Raw genomic sequence first — 26,389 nt, 5'->3', positions numbered from 1 at the left:
GACGCCCCAGTGCTCGACCGTGAAGTCGGGTATCGGCGTGGTCGTGTGATCGAGCAGCAACTGCTCGGCGCCACGCGCCAGCCGATCCGCCATGATGGCGACCGCGACGCGCGACTGGTCGCAGGCGATCCAGCGTCGTCCGAACCGTTGCGCGACAGCGGGTGTTGTACCCCCCCCCCGCAAAAAAGTCAGCGACGACGCCACCTTCCGGGCAGCTTGCTTTCACTACTCTTTCAACAAGCGCTTCGGGCTTTTGAGTTGGGTATCCAATACGCTCCTTGGACGTCGGTATCTGTTGGAACGACATTATGTCGCTCCAGACATCTCCTATCGCCTTTCCCTGTTCGATGACTTCATCGAGATACCTACGATTCCCTCGTCCGTCAAAGAATCGCCGTCCGTCCTTATCAATTTTGTTGAATCGTGCGCTGTATTCAGCTCGGTGCTCCGTGCTTTGCTTGTTAAATATGAAATCCTTCCCTTTCGTATAAAAAAGCAAAGTGTCGTGTCCGCGGATCCAATTGTTCGCGCGGGTCTTGAATCTCGACAGTACGCTGATGTCCCAGACAATTTCCCGCTGAAAGTTCTCGAATCCGAATAATTTGTCCATCTCAACTTTGACGTATGGGGCCCCGTGCCAGTCGAGATGAACGTAAATGCTCCCCGTCTTCTTGAGCAATCGCTTCATCTCGTAGAGCCGGGCATTCAACCAGATGAGATAACCCGGCATCCCGCCTTCCCAGATGTCGGAGAACGAGCGCAGTTCGTTCTGGTCGCCGAAGATGACGTTGTACTGCCGACCGGAGAAGAACGGCGGGTCAATGTAGATGAGGTCAATGCTCTCGTTCGGTAGTTGGCGCATGACGTGCAGGTTGTCGCCCCAGAACAAACGGTTCGGTTCCAGCGCGGGATTGCCGAACGAGACGCGCTCGACGACCTGAAACGGCAACATGACTTGCGGGAAGAGTTTGCGAAACTTTAGGCGTCGGTCCCAACCCAGCGGTTCCTTCTCGACCGGCACGCTACCGAACCGCACCGGCGGTCGCCAGAATTCCTCTTGTTGGGGCAGCGCGTCCGAGCGTTCGTCGCTGTCGTCTGCTTCTGCCGGCGCGACAAAATCGCCCTTGAGGGGACCGGACGTCGTGCGCGGTCGGTTGTCGAGATCGGGGTTCCTCTCATCGCTCATCGGGTTTCTCCGTTCCAGAGAGCGCAGCAGCCGGACCGAGGCGGCTTGCCACTACGTTGGGCAAATGCGCACTGGCGCTGGTCTGTCTCCCGCGAGATCACCTAGCCCACTCGCCTACGACGCTGTCACGACGACAGCAACGGATCGTCCTCATAAGCCGATCCGAGATGGCACAGGCGGTTCAGCGTCTCGGCGAAGAGCTCGTAGAGCGCCAGCAGCCGCATCGGGCGGCGGACGATCCCGACGACCTCCAGGAAGAGCTCGTCCGTGTCTTCGCCGTGATCTTGTCGCCGCCCCAGACGCTGCCGCCCGACTCGAACTCCGCGCCGATGTCCTTGGCGAACTGCTTCCAGACCTGCTCCTGGCTCAATCGGAAGATCGGTCTGCGCTCAGCCATTGACCGACATCTCCTTTGTGTGCCGCCGCGATTCCGCCCTGCGCTATTCTAACACGAACCGGTCGCGAGACGCTGCCAGCGGGAGAGCCCGACCACTAGCTTCCGGTTGGGACGCGGAAGTAGGCGTTCGTCAGGCGTTCAGCAAGCGCACCGACGACCGGCGCTCGAAACAGCCAGCGACGAAGCGTCTGACGGCGGCTCAGTTTGTAGCGAAAGACGACGTCGAACGTGCACGAGTCGTCCGTGACCCATCCCTGGTCTTGGAGCTCAATGCGGAGCCACGCGCCTTCGCGCGCGATGACCTCATAGGGTGGCGACGGCTGCGTGAACGCCATCGGGGGTTCCGCCTTGGAGATGCCCTTGCCCTCGCGGTCGATGATGTAGTCCGTCGCCGCGAACGCGTTCCAAGCCGTCTGTGGAACCGTGAACGTCCGGTGGTCGCCGTTGGGAGCCTCGGCGTTGATTTCGTGCTGCCGGGACCCGTCCGTAGTCTCCTGCACACGCTTGGTGACGATCCTTCCCTCCCAGCGCACGAGGGCTTCGTCGGCGTAGGGCGTGCGGCGCACGGGCACGTTGGCGGGCATCAGCGCGCGGTCGGCGACCTCGCCCTCGTCGACGGAAATGGCGCGATCCGCAGGAACCCATCCCTCGACCGGCGAGCGGATCTCGACCTTGACCCACTCTCCAGCGCGTCGCATCACGGGTTTCGACATGCCCTGCGAGGTGTACGCGATGATGCGCGAATCGGACGCCGGGAACCGTCGCAGCCCGATGCGGTCATCGAAGCGCGCGACCGCTGTGGCGACGTCGGTCGACGCGACCGTCGCGGGCTGGTCGGCGGATACGTCGAACGGCAGAGGTTCCTCCAGTCGGAGGGCGTGATGATCCGCGTCCCATCCGATGACACGCGTCGTGTGCAACCCGGCGGCTGTCTGGACGATGGCGCGCGCTCCGGGGAACCTGGGTCCGAAGGCTCCAGCGACGGTCGCATCGCGCACGGGCACTGACGCGGAACCTGTCGGGGCGGAACCCACGGATTCGGTGACCGGGACGGGGTCCACCGTCAGCACGTAGTAGGCGAGCCAGAGGAGGAGCGCAACCGGGGCGAGCAGACTGACGGCGCAGCCCCGCGCGCGGGAGCGGTGGTCACGGACGCTCGCGCGTAAGGAGGATGACTTCAATGCGGCGGTTCTTCGCGTTCGTTGGTGGGATGTCGGGAATCGTCTGCGTGTCGCCGTACCCCTCGGAACTCACTTGCGCGGAGGGCGTCGCCAGCGCCTCGGTCAGATGTCGCGCGAGGGTCGCCGCACGCGCCTTCGAGAGCCGCAGGTTCGTGTCAGCGTTCCCGGATCGGTCCGTGTGCCCCTCGACGGCGATCCCATACCGCGCCGCGTAGGGACGCACGACCTGGACGATCTTCGTCACGACCGGCAAGTACTCCTTGCTCAGATCGCTCCGGCTCACGGGGAAGGCGTCTCCGGTGACCCGCAGGACGACTCCCCTCCCCGTAGCGAACGCTTGGACGTTCTCGATCCCCTTCGCCTGGTTCAGCACGTCACTCTCCGCCGCTTGACCGTCCTTGACGTACTGGATGGCTTCCTGGATGAGAGCCTCGGCGCGCTCCGCGTTGACGAGGGCGAGGTCCACCTTGTCTTCCGAAATCAGCTTGTCTGCTAGGCGCACCAAGCCGTCAACGGATTCGAGCTGCCTCGCGGACACGGATCGCGTGAAGTCGTCCATGCCGTCTTTCCCACGCTGGACTCGCAGGATCGTGTCTTTGACCTGTGCGATCCGCTCTTCCTTCTTTCGCTGCAGCTTGATCTGCTCGGCCCTTGCCGTGGCGGTCACGCGCGCCTGTTCCGCCGACGCCTGCGCTTGGATGGCTGCCTGTGAGGCATCCGAGAACGCTTCCGTCTCCATCATTCGAGTGGCGCGCTGATGGGCAGCGGCGGCTTCGTCGAGCGCCTGCTTCGCGTGGAGGGGAGCCCCCGCCTTACGAGCCATCTCGATGAGCAGCGCCGCCTTGCCGATCTCGCTCGCGGCGTTCGTCGCGCCGTTGATCCGCGACTGCGCCTGCTGGCGTCGAGCGGCGTCTCGCTTGGTCATCGCGGTGAGGCGAGTCTCGTCGCCAACACGGTAGGCGTCCATCGCTTTCAGCCGCGCGGCACGATAGTCCCCTTCGCCATGGAGGCGCTTCGCCTCTTGGACCAGGTGCGTTGTCTCCGTGTGTCCCTGTAGGTCGTAGACGGCGGCTTCGGTTTCCGTGGCGAGGCTCAGCATGAACTCGGCTTTGTCGATCTCGGCTTCGGACCGGGACTTCGCGATGGCGATCGCGGAATCGGTCGAGGTCGCTTGAGCGTTCTCGTTGGCAGCTTCGGCTTCAGCGCGGGCGGCGCGGGCGTCCTGCTCAGCGCGCTGGCGATAGGTGATGGCGATCTGCCGTTCGGTATCTGCCGTCTCGACCCGGAGTGAGGCTTCTTCCAGCCGCGCTTCGAGGAAGCCTTGTAGCGCGAGATCGACGCGCTGGCGTACCTTCTGCTCTTCCGCCTTCGCGCGGGCGACATCGCTCTGATGGCGCGTACGCAGAGCGAGGTAATAGCTCTCGCGCTGGTTGCCATCCTGCTGCTGCCGCACGGCTTCGGCAAGGAGTCGTTCCGCTTGCCGATAGTCCTGGCGGGCAAGCTCGGCGGCGTCGACGTTCCCGGCTGCGACAAAGGCGGATTGCGCGTCGTCGAGCGCCTGCTGCACGACGAGCGGCTTGATCGAGGAGCCGCATCCGGCTACGACCCACACACACGTCAGGACGCCCAGGAGCCAATCCGCGACGTAGGGTCGATTCCCCTTCCCCCTGCGGAGCCGGGCGCGGCGCGCTTCTGTGCGCGTCTCTGGCATCATGGCGTCAGCTCGGCGAGTTCCGCCTGAGCCTGCTGAAGCCGTTCGCGCTGCGCTTCAGCGGCGTTCGAGATCGCGTCGAGCGCGGACTCGGCGGCAACGGCGTCTCGCTCGGACAGATTGCGTCGCGCCACGGCGCGCGCGTACTCGATGCGGAGCAGGACGATCTCGGAAAGGTCGGCGGCGTCGTCTGGGCGCTTCTTCGATAGGCCTCGCTCGGCGCGATCGAGCAGCTCTTTGGCGTCTCGGACTTCCGCCTCGATGGTTTCGACGCCGGGCGCGCTTCGGAGCGCCTCGAACTCGGCGCGCGCATCGTAGATGCGGTACCAGTTCGCTTCCCGCGCAGCACATCCTGCGAACACAAGGGCGCACAGGACGACCCGAATCGGTGCCCGGCTCATGGATCACTCACCCAATGGTGTGCCGTGACGGCAATGGACGGCACGGATTCTAATGGAGAACCCCATCGGCGGCAAGCCGCAGACAGCGACGAAGCCCCCTCCGTACGACGGAGAGGGCTTTCCGCCGAACCGTCCGTGCTATCGCTGGCGCGGCTTGCCCAGCGCCAGCACATAGTCGCGCAGGGCGTTCATCTGCGTATCGACGTTGCCGTCGGCGTACTGCGGATAGATCGCCGAGCCGCCCATATCCCATGGGAAGTAGGGCATGCCGTTCCCGGGCCAGAAGGCTTCGGGATTGGCGATCCACTCCTTGACCCATGTCGGCTTGAGACGCGCCGTCGAGACGAGATCGGGCGCTCGGTTCTCAGGCTTGGGAGCCGTCGACGGATGGCACGCGCCCGACGCGCAGCGGGCTTCGTTGAGGAACATCGTTTTGCCCATGGCGACCAAATCAGCCTGCGGCGACGGGATGATCGACTCGTAGGGGTACGGCTCGTCCACGAGCGCCATCAGGTAGGCGACGATGTCGGAAACCTCGCTGTCCGTCAAGTGGTAGAGCGGCATGCGGCTCTGCCCCTGCATGAACAGATACTGCCGCACCGGATAGGGACGCTTGATGAAGTCGAAGAGCCACTCCGGTCGGAACCGTTTCCCGGCGAACGTCAGCACGGGCCCGTGCTGGACTTGGACGCGATGTCCGTTAGCCTCGTACATGTACCCGCCGCGCATGAACGACAGAGGGCTCCCAACACTGTGGAACCCGACGAACGTGCCGCTCGGGTTGCGCAGTTCCAGCGCCTCCGCGGGAAGGCTGATCTGCGACTTCTGGACATCCTCGTTTGGACGCGCTGGATCATAGGACATCCGCACGTTCGTCATCGCGCCGAAGGGCGACACGGGAACCGCCCATCCACCTCGGACATCGTCGTCCGTGCCGAGGATGCCGTCGGGACCCGGGACCGCCGGCAGCAGCGGGTCATCGAGGACGTGCTTGCCGATCTCCCAGCCCTTGATCAGGCGTCCGTCGACGGTTGCGATGGATTCCTCGACGACGTGACACCCGACGCAGTTGTACCGCGTGACGAGCATCCTGCCGCGTTCGATGCGCTTCTCGCGCGTTGTGAGGTGGTCGCGATACGCCTCCGGGACATGCGACCCGCCCTTGAAGCTTTTGAGGAGCACGAGCAGCGCAGCCGCTTCGTCGTCGGACAGATAGAAGTTCGGCATGTTCTGCGCGATGGAGTTGACCTCCGTCGCGTAGAGGTTCGGCTCCTTGATCTTGTTGAACGCCCAGTCGTGCCAGGTGTTCTCGACCTTCGTGACGCTCCGCGGCATGTCGGCGGCGATGGAGACTTCCGTCAGGTCCTCGCCCTTCTTGTAGAAGAATCCCTTTGCCGCGTTCGGATCCGCCTGGTTCGCCACGGTGCGCACGACGATGGAGCCGTCTTCGTTCTCGCGCAGGAGCTCGCCCCACAGGAGGGCGTTGCGGTCACCGAAGTAGGCGATTTCGCGGTGCTTCGCGAATCCGAAGTCGAGCACTTCGGGCTTCTTGATGCCGAAATCGGTGAGCTCCGGTCCGATCTGCTGCCCCAGCCATGCGGCTCCGCCGACCTTGCGCGTGCCTCCCGATCCGTCCGGCATGTCCGCCTCGAAGTAGTGGCAGCCGACACAGCCCTTGCCAGAGGGTCCGAAGATGCGTTCGCCCTGCTCGATGAGCTTCGGCGTGATCTCGAAGGACTCGCTGCTCCGCATCCATGACGTGTCGTTCTGCGCCAGCAGGTAGTCGGTGATCGCTCGAATCTGGTCACGCCGCTCCGTCGGAGAGACGTTGTCGAACATCGCGGGCATGATCGTCTTCGGGTCGTACGTGCGCGGGTTCTCCAGCCACTGCTCGAGGAACTTTCGGCTCAGCTTGGAGCCCGCCATCGACAGGTTGGGTCCGAACGTGTTCCCGCGCATGGTGCCCGTCTGCGAATCGCGGATCTGGTGGCACGCGAGGCAACCCGTGTTGACGACGAGGAGCTCGCCCTTGCGCACGTTGTCCGGGTTGATCGGCACATCCGCCGAGGAGGTCGCCGATGTGTCCGCCACCAACTGGAAACCCCCGGCTTCGCCCGCTGAAGCCAACGGCGACGAGGACATGCTCGACCCCCAGCCGGTCGGAGCCAAGAGGAACGCGGTCAGCGCCTTGGCTTCGGCGTCGGACAACCGATAGCTGGGCATCCGCGTGTCATGCAGGTAGCTCCGGGGGTTCTTGAGCCAGTTGACCATCCACTGCTGCCCGGTCTTCTCATTCAGCTTCCAGCCGATGCCGCGATTCGGAACGCCGGGCGGAGATTGGGAAGCGGCGGCGAGGCGCGCGTCCCACGTGAGCGACGGGCCCACTTGGGCTCGGCGGTACTCGACGTAGTCGACCTGCGGATCGTAGAGGAGTCGCTCGTAGTCGGCGACGAGATGGCATCCGCCGCAGCCCAGCTTCTCGAACAGCCGCTTCGCCTTGGAGAGCGTGGGCGCGTAGTCGAGCTCCAGCGCCTCGTTGTGGCACGAACGACACTTCGCTTCCGCGAAGCTGCCCAAGGGCTCGCCATTGACCTTCGGGTGGAAGTGCGACGTGCGGCGATAGCTCCAGTCGGTGTCGAGCGATGCCTCATGCCGCACGACCACCGAGACAGGAACGTGCAGGTAGCGCGCGATCTCGGCGAGCGCCTGCTGAGGCAGAACCGCCTTGGCGGCTTCGATGGCTCCGTCCAGCTTGGACGCGTTCGACAGGACGGGCGCTTCCCAGTAGAACATGGGTGAGCTCGGGCTGTCCGGATTCTCCCGGAAGTCGCACCCGGCGTCGGTCCAGGTCAAGGCTCGTCCCTGACCGTCGTGGCAGGTGATGCAGGCGAACTTCTCGTTGGGGTGCGCGGTGAAAAGCGCTTCCCGATGCGGATGCGATTGGTAGAGCTTCGGATATGCCTGTAGGACTTCGATGACCGCGCCGCCGGTGAGTTGTGCCTGAGCGAACTCCGTATCCCACCGCACGGTCCAGCCTGAGACGCGGAACCCCTGCTCCGGGTAGACGCGAACTCCGTTGATGTAGACGAGCGGCTCGCTCCACAGCTTGCCCTTCTGGGCGGGACGGCTCAGGACGAGCTCGCTCAGATCGCCGACGACGCGCGCGGGATTCGGCGTGAAGGTTCCAAGGCGGTCCGGGACGGGCGTCGCCTTGACGAGAGCCCCGGTGTCGAGCACGGACGCCGCGTCGCTGATCCACATGTCGTAGCCGTCCTTGTCGGCGACGATGTGGCAAGTGGCGCAGCGATCGACGTTGTTCGTCTCGTGGGCGACCTCGCCGAGGATGACCTGCCGGATCTGGGGGCGCTTCGCCTCCTTGAACTGCGTCAGGAGCCCGATCAGGTTGTACTGGACGAGCCCAAGCTGGTCGCGCGCGGCATCCAGGTCCTTGGCGAGTGCGATGACTTCGCCGGAATAGCCCTGAAGTCCTTCTTGCTCCTTGCGCGTCTGTGCGGCTCCCTTCGCCTTCTGGAAGTCGGCGAGCCATAGGCGCATCGTATCGGTGGCACCGCGCAACGCGGCGATGGCGGCATCCCGTCCCTGGATGCGCTCGTTCATGAACCGGTCGGCGCGTTCGAAGCGGCGTTTCTCCGACTCGGCATCGCGGTCGGTCGAGTATTCGTAGTACTCGGCGTCACGGCGCGCGCTCTGAATGCGCAGCTTGCCGTCTTCCTCGTGGTACATGCGTTCGAGGTCGGCGAGTGTCAGCTCGTTATGCCAGAAAGCGTCCGTGAATCCCCGGTCGACGACTTCGTGGGCGACCTTCCCGCCGCCTTCGGTGATGTCGATCTTAGCCCACGCCGCGTTGAACGCCTCGACGCTTCCGTAGGTCGATACCATCGTCTCTCGGACGAGGGCGTCGATTTCGCGAGGCGACAGGGACGTATCGAGCGCAACGATCTGGTCGATATCGCCCGGATCGACGCCCAGCGACTCCAGCTCCGCTTCCAGGTCATCGATGGCGGCTTTGAGCCGGACGCGCTCCAGCTCGTAGAAGTCGGACTGGTACTTCTTCCACGGTCTTCGGGTCTGGAACTCGTTGAACGTGACCCACCCCGCCACCAACAGGGAGACGACGCCCAGCAGAAAAAAGAACCCCGAGTAGGATTTCTGCTCAACGGGCGTCTCGTCGGGCCGGTATCGCATGACGCGCTATCTCCTCACGCACGCAGAAAGGGCGAGCTTCGGCATATCGAAGTAGTCCGAACGCAATCGTATCACGACTTCGCGTCGAGGTCTTGTGGGAATCGTGTCGGGCAAGGGCTGTTCGATTTTCGATGGGAAGTAAGTTGGGTCTGGCAGGTCTGCATCTGACCTCATCCACTGAATATGGGGTCGGACGAGTTGCCTCCACCGGTGAAGTGCCGTGTATGTATCGGATGCGATGCCTCCTCTCGGAACGCGACGATCCCAACGAAGCCCATACGATCAGGTGCTGTCCTATCCCATGCGATGGCGTCAGTTCGTTCGCCTTGCTTTGCGCGGTGCGGAACGCTATAATAGTGGCGGTTTTCAGCCACAAGGAAAGCCGTCTCAGTCACCATCCCGCAACGCGTGAACGTCTTCTCCACCAACCACGCGGACCGGAAGGAGAATACAGCCAATGCGCAAGAGTATCCTTTGTGCCATTCTCGGATCGGCGGTTCTTGTCGGCGCGGCTTCTGCCAAGCCGATCGGCGACATCGGCATCTACATCGCCCATGTCGGCTGGATCGGAGCGGGAACCGCCCAGGCAGGCGCTGATGCTATCGTCAAGAACCAGAAACTCGCTCCGAGCGCTGAGATCGTCGCTGCCAAGGATATCCAGGGCTGGGTCGAGAAGCGCTCCGGCAACGGCAAGGTCAACGTCATCATCACATTCGGCGGGTTCCCCGGCTCCCTCTACAAGTCCGGGAACGCCCAACCGGACGGCAGCCTCGCCGAGAAGTGGCTCGACGACGGCAACATGTTCCTGAACACCGCCGACTACATCTTCTACTACTCCGACGGCGTTCAGAACGGCGACGTCGGTCTCAAGAGCATCACTGACAGCAACTTCGACCAGTGGACTGACGGCAACGCGAACAAGCCGACCAAGGACGGCGCGAAGTACACGCCGAGCCTCAAGGCGTTCTCCGCTCCGCGCTCCTTCAAGAAGAGCCAGATCGATAACGACAAGAACTGGGAGATCGAGGTCATTCTCGCCGACAACGGAGCCGACTTCCTCGATCCCGTCGTCATCAAGCACACCAAGACGGGCGGACGCGTGGCGATCGCGATCCAGGTCTCCGACGATGGCCAGCCCCGCGGCGCCGTCCTGACCGAGATGCTCAACAACTGGCTCAAGGAGGCCGTGACGCCGGAAGCCGTGCAGCCGCAGGGCAAGGCGTCCGTCGCTTGGGGTCAGATCAAGACGAGTGTCCGCTAGCAGCAACCGCCGCTGGAGCCCCCGGTTCCGGCGGCATTGACATCAGGCGCGCGAGCCTGACATACTCCACCCAAACCGAGTTCGCGGAACTCGGCGCGTCTCACACCAACGAGGAGAACGGGCAATGCTTCGCAAGATGACCGGCGTGACGAGCGCCCTCCTGCTCGGCGCCGCTCTGACCGCTTCGGCTGCCACGCTCGGCGATATCGCCCTCTACAACGACAACGTCGGCTGGATCGCCAAGGCGAAAGCCGTGGAGATCGGCGACGCCCTCAAGAAGGACGTCAAGGTCGGTGCCAGCATCAAGAACTACGATGTGAAGGCGCTCGCCGACTTCGCCAAGGCTCGCACGAACAACGGCAAGATCGACATCATCGTCCTCTTCGGCGACATCGCTGAGACCATCTACACGCCCGGCAACGCCCAGAAGGACGACTCGATCGTCGAAGGGTTCATCAACGGCGGGAACATGGTTCTCAACACCGCCGACTACATCTTCTACGTGAACCAGGGCGCCGGCTCCAACGGCGATGTCGGGCTCAAGACGATCACCAACTCCAACTTCGACCTCTGGACGGACGGGAACAAGTCGATCCCGACCGCCGACGGGAAGAAGTACCTGCCCAGCCTCAAGGAGTTCAAGGCTCCTCGTTCCTTCAAGAAGGCGCAGGTCGACGGCGACGCGAACTGGAAGGTCGAGATGGCATTCGGCACCAGCGCCGATGGCGGGAACATGGACCCGGTCATCATCAAGCACACCAAGACCGGCGGACGCGTCGGGATCGTCATTCAGGTCGCCGACGACGCCCAGCCGCGCGCTGCCGTCATGACCGAGCTCTTCAACAACTGGGTCATCACGCTGGGCTCCTCGACCGCCGTTGAGCCGGCCGCCAAGCTCACCACCTCCTGGGCATCCCTGAAGTCCTTCTAGGACTCCGACGCCCAGAGAGAACGAACTAGGAAAGCCCCGTCGCGCGTCACGTGCGGCGGGGCTTTCATCTGCCGATCCGCGGGCGTCGATGCCTGTCGCCACCAACGAACGCGCTCACACGCGGCAGGTGACGTATGACCGAAAAAAGATGTCGGATTCTGGATGGTATTCGCGTCTATTAAGTGCGCGAGGCTCGCAGGTGATGTCGGTCCCGGCTTGAGGGTCCGTCGTTGTCGCCCACTTCGCTCAAACGGCTAGGGTCTCGATCCAGAGACATCGTCTTTTCGTCACGTTGCGTGGCACAGATTCACGACGTGGGGGGTCGCGCCCTCACCGTGAGTCCGCCAACAGCGGACTCGACGTTCGATCCTTGCGCGTCCATCGCTTCTGCCAAAGCGATGGACGCGCGTTTGCGTTCAGCGAGTGCCGATGTTGCAGTCTTACAGGCTCAGCACGAAGGCGTCGAGGAGGCTCTCGTCCGCCGCAGAATCGTCGAACATGGGGTCGTCGGAGTCGTCCGGGCGCCAATCCGGGCGCACGTACCGCCGGATCTGCTTCTCCAAGCGCGCCTCAACTCGGAAACCCAGCCCTTCCAGTGCCGCGACCTTCGCGTGCGAAGTCTCGTCCGCGTAGCACTGCACCTTGCCGCTCGGATGATCGAGCGACGTCCAGAGGGCTTTCGCATCGTCCCAGAAGTTCGGGTGGCAGTGGAGGTCGAGCAGTGACACGTCACGCCAGAGCGGATGAACTCCCACGGTGGCGAACCCGACGCGTCGTCCGTCGGTCGTGACCAGCATGCGCCCCTGGAGTCCCTCCTGCTCGATCTGTCGCAACAGCGACAGATAGCCGCCTTCGAAGTTGACCGGACCCATCAGCCGATGGCGCACCGACCGCAGCCAGTCGCCGCCGATTCGCCCGGTGATCGCCGTCATGGGGCCCCAGTCCGACCACCGCATCGGACGGGCGGCGGCGTCTCGACGGGCGAAGTGCTGCGCGTCGAAGTCGGCTGAGGCGAAGTATCGCATGAATCCTGATCGCGGGTAGACGCTCTTGAAGCCGTTTCTGCGGTAGATGTGGTACGCCGCCGAGTCGAAACCGGTTCCCAGGTGGAGCGCCTTCCCGCCGCGCGCGCGGAAGTCATCCATCTGGCGGCGCATGACGGCGTCACAGGCTCCCTTGCGGCGCTCGCCGGGCGTCGTGTAGACGTGTCCCAGAATGCCGACGCCACCGTGTTCAACGGTCATGATGTTCGTGATGATCCGCCCGTCGCGCTTGCCGACGTAGAAGTAGGTCTCCAGCTCGTCGAGGGGCCCCGCCAGAGAACGTCGGATGTGCGCATCGTAGGGAGGCGGCTTGTGGGCTAGGAAGGGCGTCACTTCGTCGATGTGGTCGGCGTCCGGTGCGACGATGACGCCGATCTCCAAGTCCTCATCGGTTCGGAGCCGTTCCGTCTCGAGAAGTCGGTACATGCGTTTGGGGTCGCCTCCCGATCCTGTGACGTGTCAGAACTCGACGATCTCTGTTTTCAGCGCGTCGAGGTCGATGAACGCGAGCGTCGCCTTGCCGGTGAGCCAGCCGCAGCCCTCGCCGGGGTTCACGATGAGACAGGGCTCCGTCCGAACATCGACGCGATGCGTGTGCCCATAGAGCACGATGTCGTAATCGCCGCTGCGCGCCAGCGAATCGACGAGAATCTCTTTGTGCGTCAGCAGAATACGTCTGCCGCCGAACTCGAAGGCATGCGGGTCTTCGTGGATGACGCCGACGTGCTCGTAGAGTCGACGCAGGCCGAAGCGCTCTCCGTCGTTGTTGCCGAAGATGCCGACGAACGGAAGCCCGGCATCGGTGACCGGCTTGAAGTACCGCGCGGTGAACGGCGAGATGAAGTCGCCGGCATGGACGACGAGGTCGGGACGGCGCGTCGCCAGCAGCGCAACGCCCTGCTCCAGCTTGTCGAGCCGGTCGTGCGTGTCCGAGATCAGTCCGAGGACCATCGCTCAAGGGTCTCCTTCTCGTCTGCCATCCACGGGGCACGGTGTCCTGAGCTGTTGTTTCGGAGACACGATGGCGTTCGTAGGGGCGACCCGACGGGTCGCCCACATCGCGAGACGGGCGACGCACCGCGTCGCCCCTACAATGTGGCTTCCCCTGCCATGCTGAGCCCTTCGGTTCCCCTCAGGGCAGGCTTCCCGAAGCATCGTCTGGAGCGACCAGATTCCTGGCTCAAGACTTCCAGCTATCGCGAGATTCTTCGCCTTCGGCTCAGAATGACAGAGGCTCATCGCCCTGTCGGGACAGCGCCGGGCTTCTCGGCGACGAAGCACAGATAGGGGGAGTAGCGTGGCGCGATGCGGGACAGGAGCCTCCCTCGCCACCCGAACCCGTCGGCGATCTTCACGATGCGCCAACCGGCGCGTCGGAAGTATCGCTCCAGATCGACGGGGTTCGCCAGATAGGCGCTGTCGGAGTCGCCGCCGATGGCTTGGTCGTCCAGATCGGGATCGCGGTAGAGGAATTGGACTTCTCGCCGCCGTTTCTTGCGTTCCAGCGTGGCAGCGTTGCGAAACGCGAGGCGCAGACCATCCAGCGCGCTGCGCGACCAGACGCCCTCGCTCCGCCCACCCAGTAGGAACCGAACGGCCTCGCGCATCGGCACGACGGGTGAGCAAAGATTGGGTCCCAAGACCAGTACCCGTCCTCCGGGAGCCGTCACGCGCGACATCTCGTCGAGCGCGGCTTGGGCGTCGGGAACGTGCTCCAGGTATTCGTTGGAGCAGACGATATCGAACCGGCCGTCCGGGAAGGGCAGCACGAGGCCGTCACAGACGGTGTAGGAGAGGTTCTCGCGCCGCCACTCGCCGGCGTCTCGCAGGAAGAGAGGGGAGACGTCGGTGCCGACGACCCGGTACCCCGCCTCGGCGAACATCCTCGCGCCAACGCCGTTGCCACCGCCGATCTCCAGGAGCGAGCCCCGGTCGGGCGTCCAGCGTTTGACGAGCTCGACGTAGGGGGCTTGATAGGACTCGCCGTGAGCCTCCAGAAGGCCTCTGTAGACCTCCGACGACGAGTAGAAGGCGCGCATCGCCGCGCGCAGGTCCTTCGGGCGCTCCGACATGCGTTCCCTTGACGTCGCGCTACTGAATCTCCACCTTGGCAGCGATGCCGCTGCGCACGTGGTTCTGCATCGGCCGACCCCCGACATCGTTGTTCACGTGCGCCGTCGCCTCGATGGCGATGACGTTCTTGCCCACGACCAGACGGTCCCTCAGGCTGAACCGTTTGAGTTGCCGATCCATCATCTCGTAACCAGCCTGGCCCTGCTGCTGTTGGCGGTTCCGCATCGTCTGGCGGCGCTCGAACGGGGTCGAGCCGTAGATTGCCTCGTCGTCTTGATCCAGAACGTACCCGTTCAGATAGACCTGGAAGGATATCTTACCCGACGCGACGACCTCGACGTAGGGGTCCTTCAGGTCGGCGTTGAGCAGCTTGTTGTAGAACTCCCGGCGGAAGTGCACGACGCGCCGGTTGTCCGGCAGCGAGTTGTCCGCGCCGAACTCGAACCCCTCCTGCGGGTACCAGATCCAGTGCGCGCCGCTGACGCCGGCCGTGTCCTCTCCGCCGCCCGAGACGACTGCCCGCTTCCAGCTCGACGTGCCGTAGTTGGGACGCGCCCAACGTATCTGAACGTCCGAACGCGCAGCCGGACTCAATGAACTGCCCGACGCGAACGCGACCCACTTCCCGTCGGTCATGAACTGCATTTCCGATGTCGCGTCCACAGCCTCCTGGGCGCCGGCAGACGATCCGACTCGGGCACAGCCGGACGCCACGAGGGCGGTAACGAGGACGACGAAGCCCAGTTTCCAGGTCGCGTGCCTCATCAGGTTCTCCTTGCCGTGGTGAACCGCTCAGGTCGCCGTTCCGTCGCGGCTTCAACCAACCGAATCCGGGACCCTAGCGAGATAGACCTGAGCCGAACCGGTGCGATCCGATGTGAAGCTGACCCATCTCCCATCCGGGCTGAACGCCGGGTGCGGATGCGTCCACTGGGGCCCGTAGGTCTCAGCGGTGACGGTTCCGGCCTCGGGAGTGTCGTACCCCCACCGCGTGCCCTGCGACGTCGCCTCGGGATGGCACAGAACCGTCGTGCGGCCGTCGGTCGGATCGATGAGCAACAGGCCCACATCCGGCAGAACCGTGTCGGCGACGATCATGCCGCCGTCACGCCGCGATGACGCGTGCCAGGCGTTCTGCCGTGTGATCGTGCGCGCTGTGCCTCCGTTCCGGTCAATGGCGAGCAGTCCGTAGCCCCAGCGCGTGAAGATGACCGTGTCGCTCTGCCCCAGCCACGATTCGTGCGTGATCCACTGCGAGGTGTCGTGCAGGTAGAGCGGCCGATCCTTGATGCCCCGCGTCGTGGCGGTCCACATGCGTTGGTCGATGCCGCTCGAGTAGAGCACGCAGCCGGAATCCGCCGGGCAGAACTGCACATAGCCGACCTCGCGCGGCGGCTCGTAGAACACGGAATAGCCCATGCCGTCCGTGCGCACGGTCGCTAGCTCGGACGATCCGCCGCGCCGCACGACCGTCACGATCTGCGCGCCCGATGCGTCCAGCGAACACCCCCCGAGCGACGCATCGCCGAAGTCGGCGAGCACGGACACCCGCAGCGTGTCGAGCCGCACGGATCGAACCTGGTTCCCAGCAGTGAAATAGACGCGGGTTCCGTCCGGGCTGTTTACCGCTGAGAACGGGTTCAGGTCGCCGCCTTCGGTCAGTTGAACGATCTCGTCGGCGTCGAGGCTTGCCGCGAACAGGTTCCAGCCCCCGTCCCGGTCCGACACGAAGACGAAGCGCTCCCCGTCGGCCGTGACGCTGGGCTTCGTGAAGTAGAGTGTGTGGTGGATGGCGTCGGCTGACGTGAACCGCACCACCTCGACGCCGGTGCGGCCGTCGATGCTGGTGTGGCGCTCGCCCGTGAACCGTGCTCCGGTCGGCATGGGTCTCCTGCTCGCCTTCGATGCTATATGAGTTCTTCAGGCGCGTCGCCGAGCGTGAGGATCGCCTCGCCGCTGGCGACCGACGGGTAGATCGGCAGCGACCAGACGACGCCGCCGGACGGAGCCAGAATCGTCTCGACCGCCTGCCCGAACACGTTGCAGATCGTCGCGAGCTCGTCTCCCTGGTTCACGTGGTCGTAGAGGGCGACGCTGCATTCGACGAAGCCGCCGCGTTCCGCGCGCACGGTGACAAAGCGCCGCACGAGCCACTGCCGCGCCGGAGCCAGGACGGTTCCATCGACGAAGCCATAGTGGCAGAGCACGTTCCGAAGGCCCCGGAGCCCCTTCTGGATGCTCCCGCGATCCCAGCCGTGGCAGCCTCCGAGCTCCGGGTCGACGGTCGGAATCCCGCGATCCGGGGCCGCTTGAGCCAACTGCCCCGGAGGACCTGGCTCGTCGAGGATGTAGCCGATCCCGAAGACGCGCGCCAGTTCGAGGCAGGCGTCGTGCAGTGTGTGTTCTCGCGGAGTACGTACGCGCACCTCGTCGATCATCGGACGGACGCCGCCCTGGTGCAGGTCGATGCACAGGTCCGACGCGAGAACGGCATCATGGAAGAGCCGGTGTGCGAGGCGTTCGCTCGTGGAACCGTCGGGGCGTCCGGGGAAGCACCGGTTCAGCTTCTTGCCGTCGATGGGGCTGTAAGCCTGCCGTGCGTGGAACGCGTGGTAGTTCGCGATGGGGACGACGATGACCCCGCCGCGCAGCGACGACGGCTCGATCTCGCGCAACAGTCGATGGATCACGCCGAGACCGTTCAGCTCGTCGCCGTCGCTGACGGCTTGGACGTAGAGGACGGGACCGGCTTCCGCCCCGCGAAGCAGGACGACGGGAACGCCCACCGCCGAGCCGTCGCGCGCCTCTCCGGCGGACAGGAAGCCCGCGACGCGCTCTCCGGGCGCAGCGGACAGGGAACCAACGCGGAGGGATACGTGTGCGTCCAGCATGGCGGCTCGTGCTCAGCGGGTGCGTGGCTTGGCGCAGGTTCACGCTAGCATGCGCGGCTGTGGAGCGTCAACGCGCGCGGTCAGGAGCCTATGGGCGTGATGCCGAACTCGTTGCAGGCGTCGAGGATCGCCCGAAAGCTCTCGCGCCACCTGCCCTCCGGCACGTTCTCCGTGATGCCGATGACGAACCGGTCTCCTGGAGCTGCTTCTTCGAGGATGCGGATCGTGGCTTCTCGGATGGCTTGGGGTGTCCGAAGATGGACCGACGACGGGTAGTTGATGAAGAGCGTCTTACCGCGCCAGAGCCGACGCGCGTCGGCGACGCTCATGTCCGTATCGGGCGAGGGCGTAAAGGCTTCGATCCAGTCCAGCGGAGAGCTGCCGACCTCTTGCGCCCACAGCAGATTGTTGGCGTCGAGATGGCTCCCCAGCAGCTTGCCATGCTCGTGGAACACCCCACCGACCTCCTCCCAGTGGGGCAGCACGTAGTCGAGGAACCGTTCCTTGCCGAGCACTTCGGGGCAGTAGTTGCCCCCGCACTGGATCACCTTCGCCGGCGACCGCGCCACGATGGCGAACAGGTCGCGCTCGCTGCGAACCATCGCGTCGTGAAGCGCGATGATCTCGTCGCGCCGCTCTTCCCACTCGATCGCAAACGTCTCGATGCCCATATACTCGTACATGATCGTGTGGAGCGGCGATCCGGGAGCCGTCGTCTTGAAGAACGCGATCGGGCTGTTTTCGGCGAGCGCCTGCTCGAACGGGGCATAGTCCGCTTCGTAGCGGCGGTCCTCGACGATGAACAGCAGAACGGCGTAGTCCTCCGGTCGCTTGAAGGGCAACTCCGCCCGCCAGGATGTGTTCTCCGTACGGGGAGCTGGGATGCGCTGCGAGACGGACGACAGCTCGCCCACGGGAGTCTGGGTGATGCTGCGGTGGAACACGGCTCCATCGCGCTCGAAGCGCTCCGAGGCGTGTCGGACGTTCGGGCTGGCGGCCCGGTAGACCGAGCGCGCATCGAGGACGCCCATGCCGTCGCGGAGGAGGGCGTCTTCGTCTTCGCCGTGGGGAATGCGCCATCCCTTGAGCGCGAACGGCACGCAGTCGACGAGCTCTCCGTCGAAGATCGCTCGCAACTTCTCGGCAGCGGTCATGGGGCTTCCTTCGCGGTTCCGCCCTAGTTCGGGGCGAGCGTCGTGTGTCCTTCGCGTCGGTAGGCATGGATGGCGTCGAAGAGCGCGAGCGCGTTCTCAGGCGGCACGTCGGGCTTGATGTGGTGGTCGGGCCCGCAGATGTAGCCGCCCTGGGTTCCCAGAACGTCGATGCAGCGCCGCACTTCGTCGGCGACGCGCTCCGGCGTTGTGAAGGGCAGGTTCTGCGTGTTGATGCCGCCGAAGAAGGCGATGTCGGCTCCGTACTCGCGCTTGAGCCGTTCCGGCGTCATCGGCAAGGTGTGGAGCTGGACGGTCTCCCAGAGATCAGCGCCGATCTCGATCAGGTCGGGCAGGATGGCGGAGATGTCGCCGCAGGAGTGGAACCAGACGAGCTTGCCGCGCCGCTTGCCGATGTCGAACAGCTTGGCGAATCGGGGCTTCAGGAACCGCCGCCAGTGCGACGGCGAGATCATCAGTCCGCGCTGGGTGGCGAAGTCGTCGCCGAGGCAGAGGATCGGCATGTCGTCGCCGCAGGCATCCAGGATGCGCTCGCAGAACCCGGCGATGTGCTCGAAGACGCGTTCGAGCGCCGCCTCGAATAACGCGGGTTCGTGGAGCATCCGCGCCATCGCCTCTTCCATGCCGAACAGATCGCAGACCTGACAGAAGAGGGGCTTCCAGTAGGGCCCTCGCACGGCGCGGCTGTCACCGATGGACCGAGCGACCTCGGCGGAGCGGGAATAGTCGTAGTCGTCGGGGTTGGGGACGGGATGGCGCTCGATGTCCGCGATGGAGGCGGCGCTCGCGAGGGGGTTGTTGCGCCACGCGCCGTAGTCGCCGGTGGACGGCGTTCCCCATTCGGTGAACCCGAATCCGTCTTCCGGCGGCTTGACGACGCCGACGTAGGGCGCTGAGACGATGCGTCCGTCCAGTCCGAGCCGCTCGACGGCAGCTCCGGGTTCGACGCCCAGATGCGCCGCGATGGCAGGGACGTTCTCGATCGCGATGGCGTCAGCCGGGATGCGGTCGGGTATCTCGTGCCGGATGGCGGCTAGCTGGCGCTCTCGCGAAGTCATCTCATTCCCCACGGCGCACGCCACCTCACACGCAGGAATCGTGAACGAAGCGAGGCGCCGTGTAAAGGGCGATGCCGTCCCCTGCGGCGCGATCTGGTCTCGGTGCCAACGCTTGCGCTCTGAGCGGGAGACCGAGTACACATAGACACGGACCCCGACGAGAAGGTGCTGCCGTGACCGCCGACCGACCCACAACTGCCGAACACTTCTTCTTCGACAACAACGGCTATCTGGTTCTCGACGAGTTCCTGCCGGAGCCGCTCGTAGCTGAGCTCCTAGAGGCGGTTCTTGCCGCGCGCGACCGGAGGCGGCAGCTTCAGCTAGCCGGCACGCCCCACACGGGCATGACGCACGTCGCCGGCGACAGCACGCGCATCTTCTACATCCTCGACGACGATCCGCGCCTCCTCGACATGCTCGACTATGCGCCGGTCATGCCCTATATCACCGGTCTGCTGAACGCCAAGCCGCACCATCACGCTTCGGACGCGATCATCGAGTACCCCCAGCCGGGGCGTGGCATGGGATGGCATCTCGACGGTCACGACAACGGCTACCGGCTTTTCGGAGCGCCGATCCCGTTGCTGCAGCTCAAGATCGGGTACTACTTGAGCGACATGGCGGAGCCCGGGACGGGCAACCTGTGCGTCGTTCCCGGCAGCCACAAGACGGCGCTGCCGCCCGATGCCTCCGACCTGCACCGGACGGGGCTCTTCGAAGGAGCCGTTCAGGTCTGCGGCAAGCCAGGCACGGCGATCCTGTTCCACAACGCCTTGTGGCACTCTTCGGGACCCTGGACACGGACGGGCGGCGCGCGCATCATGCTCTACTACGCCTACGAACACCCCTGGATGATGGCGTCGGCGGAACACTGGGGCTATCCACCCGCGTTCTACAACGGACTGTCCGTCGAGCGCCGAAGCCTCTTTCACGGATTCGTGTTCGATCCGCCGGAGAAGCGCTGGGGCTAAGTTCCCGGCGCGGCGATAGGGAGATACCCATGGACAAGGTTCTGCTGGTCATCGGCGACGCCGCCGAGGCGACCGACACGCTCTACCCCTACTTCCGCGTGCAGGAGGACGGCTACGAGTGCGTTCTCGCGGCGCCGAAGAAACGGACGTATCAGCTCGTCATTCACGATCCGAACCCCACGTGGGATATCACCGTCGAGAGCATCGGCTACAAGCTCGCCAGCGACATCGCGTTCGGCGACGTGAACCCGAACGAGTACCTCGGGCTCCTCATCACCGGCGGGCGGGCGCCGGAATACCTGCGCTACGATGCCGACCTCATGGCGATCACACGGCACTTCGACCAGACGAACAAGCCCATCGGGTGCGTGTGCCACGGTATCGAGATCGTCGCGGCGGCGGATATCATCCGAGGCAAGCGCGTCACGACGGTCGCCAAGTGCCGCTACGACGCCGAGTTCTCCGGCGCGACCTACCTGAACCAGCCGGTCGTCACCGATGGGAACCTGGTCACGGCTCGGACATTCTGGGACAATGCGCCCTGGATGCGCGAGTTCATGCGACGCCTGAACGCCGCGCGCGACTACATCCGGCGGAAGGATATCGAACTGGACGGGTTCGATGCTTCCTCGAAGGACGTCGCGGAGCTTGCGCGGCAGATGGCAGAGGACTTCGGCAACCTGTTCGCCCGCGACTGACCCGTTCCGGAGCGACGATGCGATCCGCATCCGAACACTCCCAGATACTTCGCGTCATCGGCGAGCGCTCCGAGAGGACGCTCGACACGGTCGCCGTCGAAGAACCTCTCGAAATCCGCATCCGGCATCGGGAGCGCGTGAGCACGCTCCTGGCGACGATGCGCACGCCGGGCAACGACGACGAGCTCGCCGCCGGTCTGCTCTTCGGCGAGCGCATCATCCGGTCGCGCGACGACGTCCTCGACATCAGCCACTCGACGGATCGCCGACTTCCCAAGGAACTGCGGGCGAACGCCATCGTCGTCACGCTGCCCGACGACCATTCCGGCGTCGGGCGAGAGCACAAGCGGACGCTCATGGTGAACACCTCGTGCGGCGTCTGCGGCCGCACGTCCATCGAAGGCATTCACAACATCGGATTCCCGGAGCTCGCGTCGGACTGGAAGGTTTCACCGACGGTGCTCGGACGGATGCCCGACGTGCTTCGGACGGCGCAGGCAGGATTCGACCGCACGGGAGCCGTCCATGCGGCGGGGCTGTTCGACCTCGAGGGGAACCTGCTGTCGCTCCGCGAGGACATCGGGCGGCACAACGCCGTCGACAAGCTCGTGGGGCGCGAGTGGATCGACGAGCGAACGCCGCTGGACAAGCGGATCGTCCTCGTCAGCGGGCGGTCGAGCTTCGAGATCGTCCAGAAATGCCTGACAGCGGCAGTTCCGCTGCTGGCGTCCGTCGGGGCTCCGTCGAGCCTCGCCGTGGACCTCGCGCTGGAGAGCGGCATGACGCTCGTCGGGTTCCTGCGCGATGGACGGATGAATGTCTACTCCGCGCCGGAGCGGATCGTCGTCTGACCTAGCATCTCTCGGACGGCTCGATACACGTCATCCACGGTCAGGGCACGAGGGTCGGATGCGCTCAGGAACCGGGCGCAGGAACCTCGGGGCCCGAAGCGCGTCGGGTCGCTGGCGAAGAAGAGCCCCAACGTCGGTGTTCCCAACGCCGCCGCCAAGTGCATCGGCGCCGAGTCATTCCCGACGAACGCCGCGCAGCTCGACAGAAGCCGCGCCGTCAGCGCCAGGCTCGTCTTGCCCGTCAGGTCGTGCGCCGAGCCGGTGATGTCGCGCAGCACTTCGGCGGACATCGCCTCCTCTGCCGCCGTTCCCAGCAGCAGAACGCGCATCCCGTCCTGAATCAGACGGTTCGCCAACCCGGCGTACCTTCGGGGAACCCACCGCTTCTCGGGAACCGGCGAACCGACGTGCATCGCGACGATGGGCAGGTCGGTCGGCACGCCGAATCGGGCTAACGCTTCCGAGGCGGGTTCTGTGTCATCCGGGATGAAGAACTGCGGCTCGCGCGTGCGGACGGTGATCCCCGCCGACTCAAGCAGCGACAGCATGATGTCGGCTTCGTGAATCGGCTTGGGTCGTCGGCGTAGCGCTGCGTCGACGCGCACCGCCCCCCGGTCGAGCCAGAAGCCCTTGGCGAGCAGCAGGCACGACCCGGTTCCTCTGAGCGTGATGACGATGTCGTGCGAGCCTCTCAGCGCCAAGAGCGCCTGCCGGACGCGCCCGAAGCGGTCACGCGGACCCGACCGGCGGAACGTGCGCGGGTTGAGCTCCAGGATGCGGTTGACGTTTGGGTTCACGGCGAAGGCAGGGCGGTTCCACCGAGCGCAGAGCAGGTCGATACGCGCGTCCGGGAAGTGGCGTCGTAGGTTCGTCAGGACGGGCGTCGCAAGGATGGCATCTCCCAGATGATCGAGCTTGACGACGAGGATGGCTCGCGGATGTTCCGGCAGGCGTCGGTGGGCGAACGCGATCCTCCACAGGAGCCACGACACGAGGAACAGCAGCCGTTCGCCCATGGACTCGCGCTAGAGTTCGGCGCCGAAGAACAGCATCAGGTTCTCGACCGGCTCGAAGTCGTCGGGGAACACGGTGTCGTCGTCGTAGATCGCGCCCGCCATGTGGGTGTGACCGAGGTAGACATCGCGGAAGCTGCAGCCTCGGACATCCGCGTTGCGCAGGTCTGCGCCCAGGAAGTTGCTTCCGTCGAACCGGCATCCGCGCAGGTCGAGCCGACGGAAATCGACTCCCCACAGGTCGGCGCCGGAGAGGTCCATGCCCGTCAGGTCGGCGTCGCGCAGCGAGTCCAAGTCGTCGAAGGCGACCCACAGGAGGACGGCTTGGCGCTCAACTCTCTGCCGCGAGCGCTCCCGTTCCGGTTCCGCGCTGAAGCTGTCGTCGAACGCGTATTCCGCCATGTGCAGTCCATGTCACCCGGCGATCAGAAGACCCAGAACAGGACGAACCCGGCGACGAGAAGCGCTCCGACGATCCAGAAGATGCGCCGCCGCCGATGCTCCCAGCGCGCCAGGCTCAGTTCGTCCTCGAGCTCCGCCAATCGTCTATCGGCGTTCCCTCGTCGCATGTTGACCTTTCAGGACGAGTCGGCGACCTCGTAGCCGAGGCTTCGCAGGAACGCCCCGTCAACGTGTTCCAGGGACGATACGCGCGCCGTCGCCCGCGAGAAATCCTGATCTTCGGTCATGGTGTTTGGCACGGCGACGACGGACACGCCAGCCCGCGACGCGGCGAGGACGCCGTTCGCCGAGTCCTCGAACGCGATGCACTCCTCGATAGGACTGCCCGCCTTGCGTACGGCAAGCTCGTAAAGATCGGGATGCGGCTTCCCTCGCGCGACGTCGCCTCCGGACAAGACGAAGTCGAACGCGTCGGCGATGGCGAGTCCACCCAACACGAACTCGACCCAGTCAGGCGACGATGTCGAAACGACGGCGCACTGAACGTCCTGCGACCGAAGCCAACCGAAGAGCTCCGGGAACCCCGGCAGTGGAACCATCGCCGCCGCGACAGCCGCCCGATAGCGATCCCGCTTCACGGCTCGCGCGTCCTGGCGCACGTCATCGGGAACGCCCAGCGTCTCGAAGACGCCGTCGATCCCTCCGTAAGTGCCGATGCAGGTGGACCAGAGTCTCATCGGGAGCTCAAACCCGCGTTCCGACAGAACGTCCCTCCACACGGCGTAATCCGGCGACTCCGTGTCGATGATGAGCCCGTCCATGTCGAAGAAGACGGCTCGCAGGGGTCTGGAACTCACTCGCCCAGCCCTTCGCGCAGTTCCTGAATCTGGTCGCGCAGAGCCGCCGCCTTCTCGAACTCCAGCGCCTGCGCGGCATTCCGCATCTCGGCTTCGAGCGAGGCGATGATCGCGGCGACGTCCTCGGCGTCCGCGCCTTCGGCGACCATGAGCGGCGCGTCGAGGTCTTTCTCGTCCGGCGTCTCGTCGAGGTGCAGTGAGGCATGGACGCCCCGGACGATGGTGCGGGGGACGATCCCATGTTTCTCGTTGAACTCGAGCTGAAGCGTGCGGCGACGCGTCGTCTCGGCGATGGCGCGTTCCATCGAGCCGGTGAGGTTGTCGGCGTAGAGGATCACGGTGCTCTCGGCGTTGCGTGCGGCGCGTCCGGCGGTCTGAATGAGCGACGTCTCGGAGCGCAGGAACCCCTCGCGGTCGGCGTCGAGAATGGCGACGAGGGAGACTTCCGGCAGGTCGAGCCCCTCTCGCAGCAGATTGATGCCGACGAGGATGTCGAACTTGCCCTCGCGCAGGTCGCGCAGGATGTCCGTGCGTTCCAGCGTGTCGATCTCGGAGTGGAGATACCGGACGCGGAGACCGACCTCGGTGAGGTAGTCGGTCAGGTCCTCGGACATCCGCTTGGTCAAGGTCGTCACGAGGACTCGCTGCTTCTTGGCAACGCGCTTGCGGCATTCACCGATGAGATGGTCGATCTGCCCGCGCGTTGGGACGATGAGCATCTCCGGGTCGACAAGTCCGGTCGGGCGGATGACCTGCTCGACGACGCGCTCGGAGACATCCAGCTCGTAGGGGCCCGGTGTCGCGGAGACGAAGATCGCCTGGTTCAGGAGCTTCTGGAGCTCCTCGAACCGTAGGGGACGGTTGTCCAGCGCCGAAGGCAGGCGGAACCCGTAGTCCACGAGCGTCTGTTTCCGGGAGCGGTCGCCGAAGTACATACCTCGTAGCTGCGGCAGCGTGACGTGTGACTCGTCGATGATCAGCAGGTAGTCGTCCGGGAAGAAGTTGATGAGGCAGTACGGGGGTTCTCCGGGCTGTCTGCCGTCGAGATGGCGCGAGTAGTTCTCGATGCCCTGGCAGGAACCGACTTCGCGGAGCATCTCCAGGTCGAACCGCGTCCGTTGCTCGATCCGCTGGGCTTCGAGCAGCTTGCCTTCTTGGATGAACCACTCGATACGGCTCTGGAGCTCCAGCTCGATGTCGAGCAGGGCGCGTTCCATCCGCTCCGGCGCGGTCATGAAGTGGTACGCCGGGAAGATGACGACGTTGTCGAGCGTCGCGACGATCTCGCCAGTGACCGTGTCGATCTCGCGAATGCGCTCGATCTCGTCGCCGAAGAGCTCGATCCGGTAGGCGTTGTCGCTGTACGCCGGGAAGACCTCGATGACGTCGCCGCGCGATCGGATGCAGCCGTGCGAGAAGTCGTAGTCGTTCCGCTTGTAGCGGATCTCGACGAGCTGTCGGATGAGCTCGTTGCGGCGAACCCGGTCGCGCACCTTCAGCGTGATGTTCTGCCGCTGGTACTCCTCCGGCGAGCCGATGCCGAAGATGCACGACACGCTGGCGACGACGATGACATCCCGGCGCGTCAGGAGCGACGCCGTGGACATCATCCGGTACTTCTCGATCTCCTCGTTACGAAGCAGGTCCTTCTCGATGTAGGTGTCCGTCGAGGGGATGTAGGCTTCCGGCTGGTAGTAGTCGTAGAAGCTGACGAAGTAGTGGACGGCGTTGTGGGGAAAGAACTCGCGGAACTCCCCGAAGAGTTGCGCGGCGAGCGTCTTGTTGTGCGAGATGACGAGCGTGGGCTTTTGGACGCGCTCGATGACGTGCGCCATCGTGAACGTCTTGCCGCTGCCGGTGACGCCGAGGAGCGTCTGGTAGGGCTCGTTGGCGCGGAGCCCTTCGACCAGCCCGTCGATGGCTCTGGGCTGGTCACCGGCGGGTTCGAACTCGGAGACGACTTGCAGGTCGGGCATGGGAACGCCCCTGGCGGTACGTGGACGCGTTGCTACGACCTAGAGTAGGTCGCCAGGGACGTACGAGCAAGCGTGCGATTGTATTCTGGATTCCCGCTTTCGCGGGAATG

At 64.8% G+C, this 26,389-nt stretch carries 23 protein-coding genes; 5 read left to right on the top strand and 18 right to left on the bottom strand.

Features of this window, described 5'->3' with window-relative positions; all coding sequences use genetic code 11:
* The 6 genes from FJZ36_04690 to FJZ36_04665 all read right to left on the bottom strand — a co-directional run.
* Positions 1 to 1,186 (bottom strand): site-specific DNA-methyltransferase (locus FJZ36_04690; protein ID MBM3214195.1); only part of this gene is annotated, 1,186 nt, incomplete at its 3' end.
* A gap of 181 nt (positions 1,187 to 1,367) precedes the next feature.
* The gene (locus tag FJZ36_04685; protein MBM3214194.1) at positions 1,368 to 1,583 is read right to left on the bottom strand and encodes a hypothetical protein; all 216 of its coding nucleotides are present in this window, start codon (positions 1,581 to 1,583) and stop codon (positions 1,368 to 1,370) included.
* Positions 1,584 to 1,678: 95 nt separating this feature from the next.
* The gene (locus tag FJZ36_04680; protein MBM3214193.1) at positions 1,679 to 2,764 is read right to left on the bottom strand and encodes a hypothetical protein; all 1,086 of its coding nucleotides are present in this window, start codon (positions 2,762 to 2,764) and stop codon (positions 1,679 to 1,681) included.
* Positions 2,730 to 4,478, bottom strand: a complete 1,749-nt coding sequence (locus tag FJZ36_04675) for a DUF4398 domain-containing protein (protein ID MBM3214192.1) — start codon at positions 4,476 to 4,478, stop codon at positions 2,730 to 2,732. Before FJZ36_04675 ends, FJZ36_04680 begins: the two co-directional genes overlap by 35 nt.
* A complete protein-coding gene (locus FJZ36_04670; GenBank protein MBM3214191.1) occupies positions 4,475 to 4,876 on the bottom strand; it encodes a DUF4398 domain-containing protein in 402 nt (133 codons plus the stop codon). The genes FJZ36_04675 and FJZ36_04670 overlap by 4 nt, the downstream gene beginning before the upstream one ends.
* 138 nt (positions 4,877 to 5,014) lie before the next feature.
* On the bottom strand, positions 5,015 to 9,082 hold the full coding sequence (locus FJZ36_04665) for a cytochrome c (protein ID MBM3214190.1): 4,068 nt from the start codon (positions 9,080 to 9,082) through the stop codon (positions 5,015 to 5,017).
* A gap of 457 nt (positions 9,083 to 9,539) precedes the next feature.
* Between FJZ36_04665 and FJZ36_04660 the strand changes: the two genes are divergently transcribed.
* Together FJZ36_04660 and FJZ36_04655 are read left to right on the top strand one after the other, a co-directional pair.
* On the top strand, positions 9,540 to 10,343 hold the full coding sequence (locus FJZ36_04660) for a hypothetical protein (GenBank protein ID MBM3214189.1): 804 nt from the start codon (positions 9,540 to 9,542) through the stop codon (positions 10,341 to 10,343).
* Between the two features lie 124 nt (positions 10,344 to 10,467).
* The gene (locus FJZ36_04655) at positions 10,468 to 11,274 is read left to right on the top strand and encodes a hypothetical protein (protein MBM3214188.1); all 807 of its coding nucleotides are present in this window, start codon (positions 10,468 to 10,470) and stop codon (positions 11,272 to 11,274) included.
* Between the two features lie 440 nt (positions 11,275 to 11,714).
* Here the strand turns inward: FJZ36_04655 and FJZ36_04650 are convergent, their stop codons facing one another.
* The 8 genes from FJZ36_04650 to FJZ36_04615 form a co-directional block, all read right to left on the bottom strand.
* Entirely contained in the window at positions 11,715 to 12,743 is a 1,029-nt protein-coding gene (locus tag FJZ36_04650; protein ID MBM3214187.1) for a GNAT family N-acetyltransferase, read from the bottom strand.
* Between the two features lie 33 nt (positions 12,744 to 12,776).
* Positions 12,777 to 13,268 carry a metallophosphoesterase gene (locus FJZ36_04645; protein MBM3214186.1) on the bottom strand — a complete coding sequence of 164 codons (492 nt, stop codon included), beginning with the start codon at positions 13,266 to 13,268 and terminating at the stop codon, positions 12,777 to 12,779.
* A gap of 284 nt (positions 13,269 to 13,552) precedes the next feature.
* A complete protein-coding gene (locus tag FJZ36_04640) occupies positions 13,553 to 14,476 on the bottom strand; it encodes a class I SAM-dependent methyltransferase (protein ID MBM3214185.1) in 924 nt (307 codons plus the stop codon).
* Positions 14,409 to 15,155: a hypothetical protein gene (locus FJZ36_04635; protein MBM3214184.1), complete on the bottom strand. Its 747-nt coding sequence runs from the start codon at positions 15,153 to 15,155 to the stop codon at positions 14,409 to 14,411. The genes FJZ36_04640 and FJZ36_04635 overlap by 68 nt, the downstream gene beginning before the upstream one ends.
* 51 nt (positions 15,156 to 15,206) lie before the next feature.
* On the bottom strand, positions 15,207 to 16,274 hold the full coding sequence (locus FJZ36_04630; GenBank protein ID MBM3214183.1) for a hypothetical protein: 1,068 nt from the start codon (positions 16,272 to 16,274) through the stop codon (positions 15,207 to 15,209).
* 23 nt (positions 16,275 to 16,297) lie between these two features.
* Positions 16,298 to 17,281, bottom strand: a complete 984-nt coding sequence (locus tag FJZ36_04625; GenBank protein MBM3214182.1) for a succinylglutamate desuccinylase/aspartoacylase family protein — start codon at positions 17,279 to 17,281, stop codon at positions 16,298 to 16,300.
* Positions 17,282 to 17,361: 80 nt separating this feature from the next.
* Positions 17,362 to 18,435, bottom strand: coding sequence for a hypothetical protein (locus tag FJZ36_04620; protein ID MBM3214181.1), 1,074 nt, complete (start codon positions 18,433 to 18,435; stop codon positions 17,362 to 17,364).
* A gap of 23 nt (positions 18,436 to 18,458) precedes the next feature.
* A complete protein-coding gene (locus tag FJZ36_04615) occupies positions 18,459 to 19,511 on the bottom strand; it encodes a hypothetical protein (GenBank protein MBM3214180.1) in 1,053 nt (350 codons plus the stop codon).
* A 71-nt stretch (positions 19,512 to 19,582) separates the two neighbouring features.
* Between FJZ36_04615 and FJZ36_04610 the strand changes: the two genes are divergently transcribed.
* The 3 genes from FJZ36_04610 to fdhD are packed head-to-tail and all read left to right on the top strand — an operon-like array spanning position 19,583 to position 22,031.
* Complete coding sequence (locus tag FJZ36_04610; protein ID MBM3214179.1) at positions 19,583 to 20,482, top strand: phytanoyl-CoA dioxygenase family protein; 900 nt, start codon at positions 19,583 to 19,585, stop codon at positions 20,480 to 20,482.
* A gap of 29 nt (positions 20,483 to 20,511) precedes the next feature.
* Positions 20,512 to 21,180 carry a DJ-1/PfpI family protein gene (locus FJZ36_04605; protein ID MBM3214178.1) on the top strand — a complete coding sequence of 223 codons (669 nt, stop codon included), beginning with the start codon at positions 20,512 to 20,514 and terminating at the stop codon, positions 21,178 to 21,180.
* 17 nt (positions 21,181 to 21,197) lie between these two features.
* Positions 21,198 to 22,031, top strand: a complete 834-nt coding sequence (gene fdhD / locus FJZ36_04600; GenBank protein ID MBM3214177.1) for a formate dehydrogenase accessory sulfurtransferase FdhD — start codon at positions 21,198 to 21,200, stop codon at positions 22,029 to 22,031.
* Here the strand turns inward: fdhD and FJZ36_04595 are convergent.
* The 4 genes from FJZ36_04595 to uvrB form a co-directional block, all read right to left on the bottom strand.
* Positions 22,001 to 23,047 carry a glycosyltransferase family 9 protein gene (locus tag FJZ36_04595; GenBank protein MBM3214176.1) on the bottom strand — a complete coding sequence of 349 codons (1,047 nt, stop codon included), beginning with the start codon at positions 23,045 to 23,047 and terminating at the stop codon, positions 22,001 to 22,003. The two genes, fdhD and FJZ36_04595, sit on opposite strands and share 31 nt — an antisense overlap.
* Positions 23,048 to 23,056: 9 nt before the next feature.
* A complete protein-coding gene (locus tag FJZ36_04590; GenBank protein MBM3214175.1) occupies positions 23,057 to 23,446 on the bottom strand; it encodes a pentapeptide repeat-containing protein in 390 nt (129 codons plus the stop codon).
* A 176-nt stretch (positions 23,447 to 23,622) separates the two neighbouring features.
* The gene (locus FJZ36_04585) at positions 23,623 to 24,303 is read right to left on the bottom strand and encodes an HAD-IA family hydrolase (protein MBM3214174.1); all 681 of its coding nucleotides are present in this window, start codon (positions 24,301 to 24,303) and stop codon (positions 23,623 to 23,625) included.
* Entirely contained in the window at positions 24,300 to 26,279 is a 1,980-nt protein-coding gene (uvrB, locus tag FJZ36_04580) for an excinuclease ABC subunit UvrB (GenBank protein ID MBM3214173.1), read from the bottom strand. The genes FJZ36_04585 and uvrB overlap by 4 nt, the downstream gene beginning before the upstream one ends.
* Positions 26,280 to 26,389: the final 110 nt, after the last annotated feature.

The organism is Candidatus Poribacteria bacterium (assembly GCA_016866785.1).
Lineage (GTDB): Bacteria > Poribacteria > WGA-4E.
The sequence above is the reverse complement of the archived record's forward strand: the minus strand, read 5'-3'. Positions and strand labels throughout refer to the sequence as shown.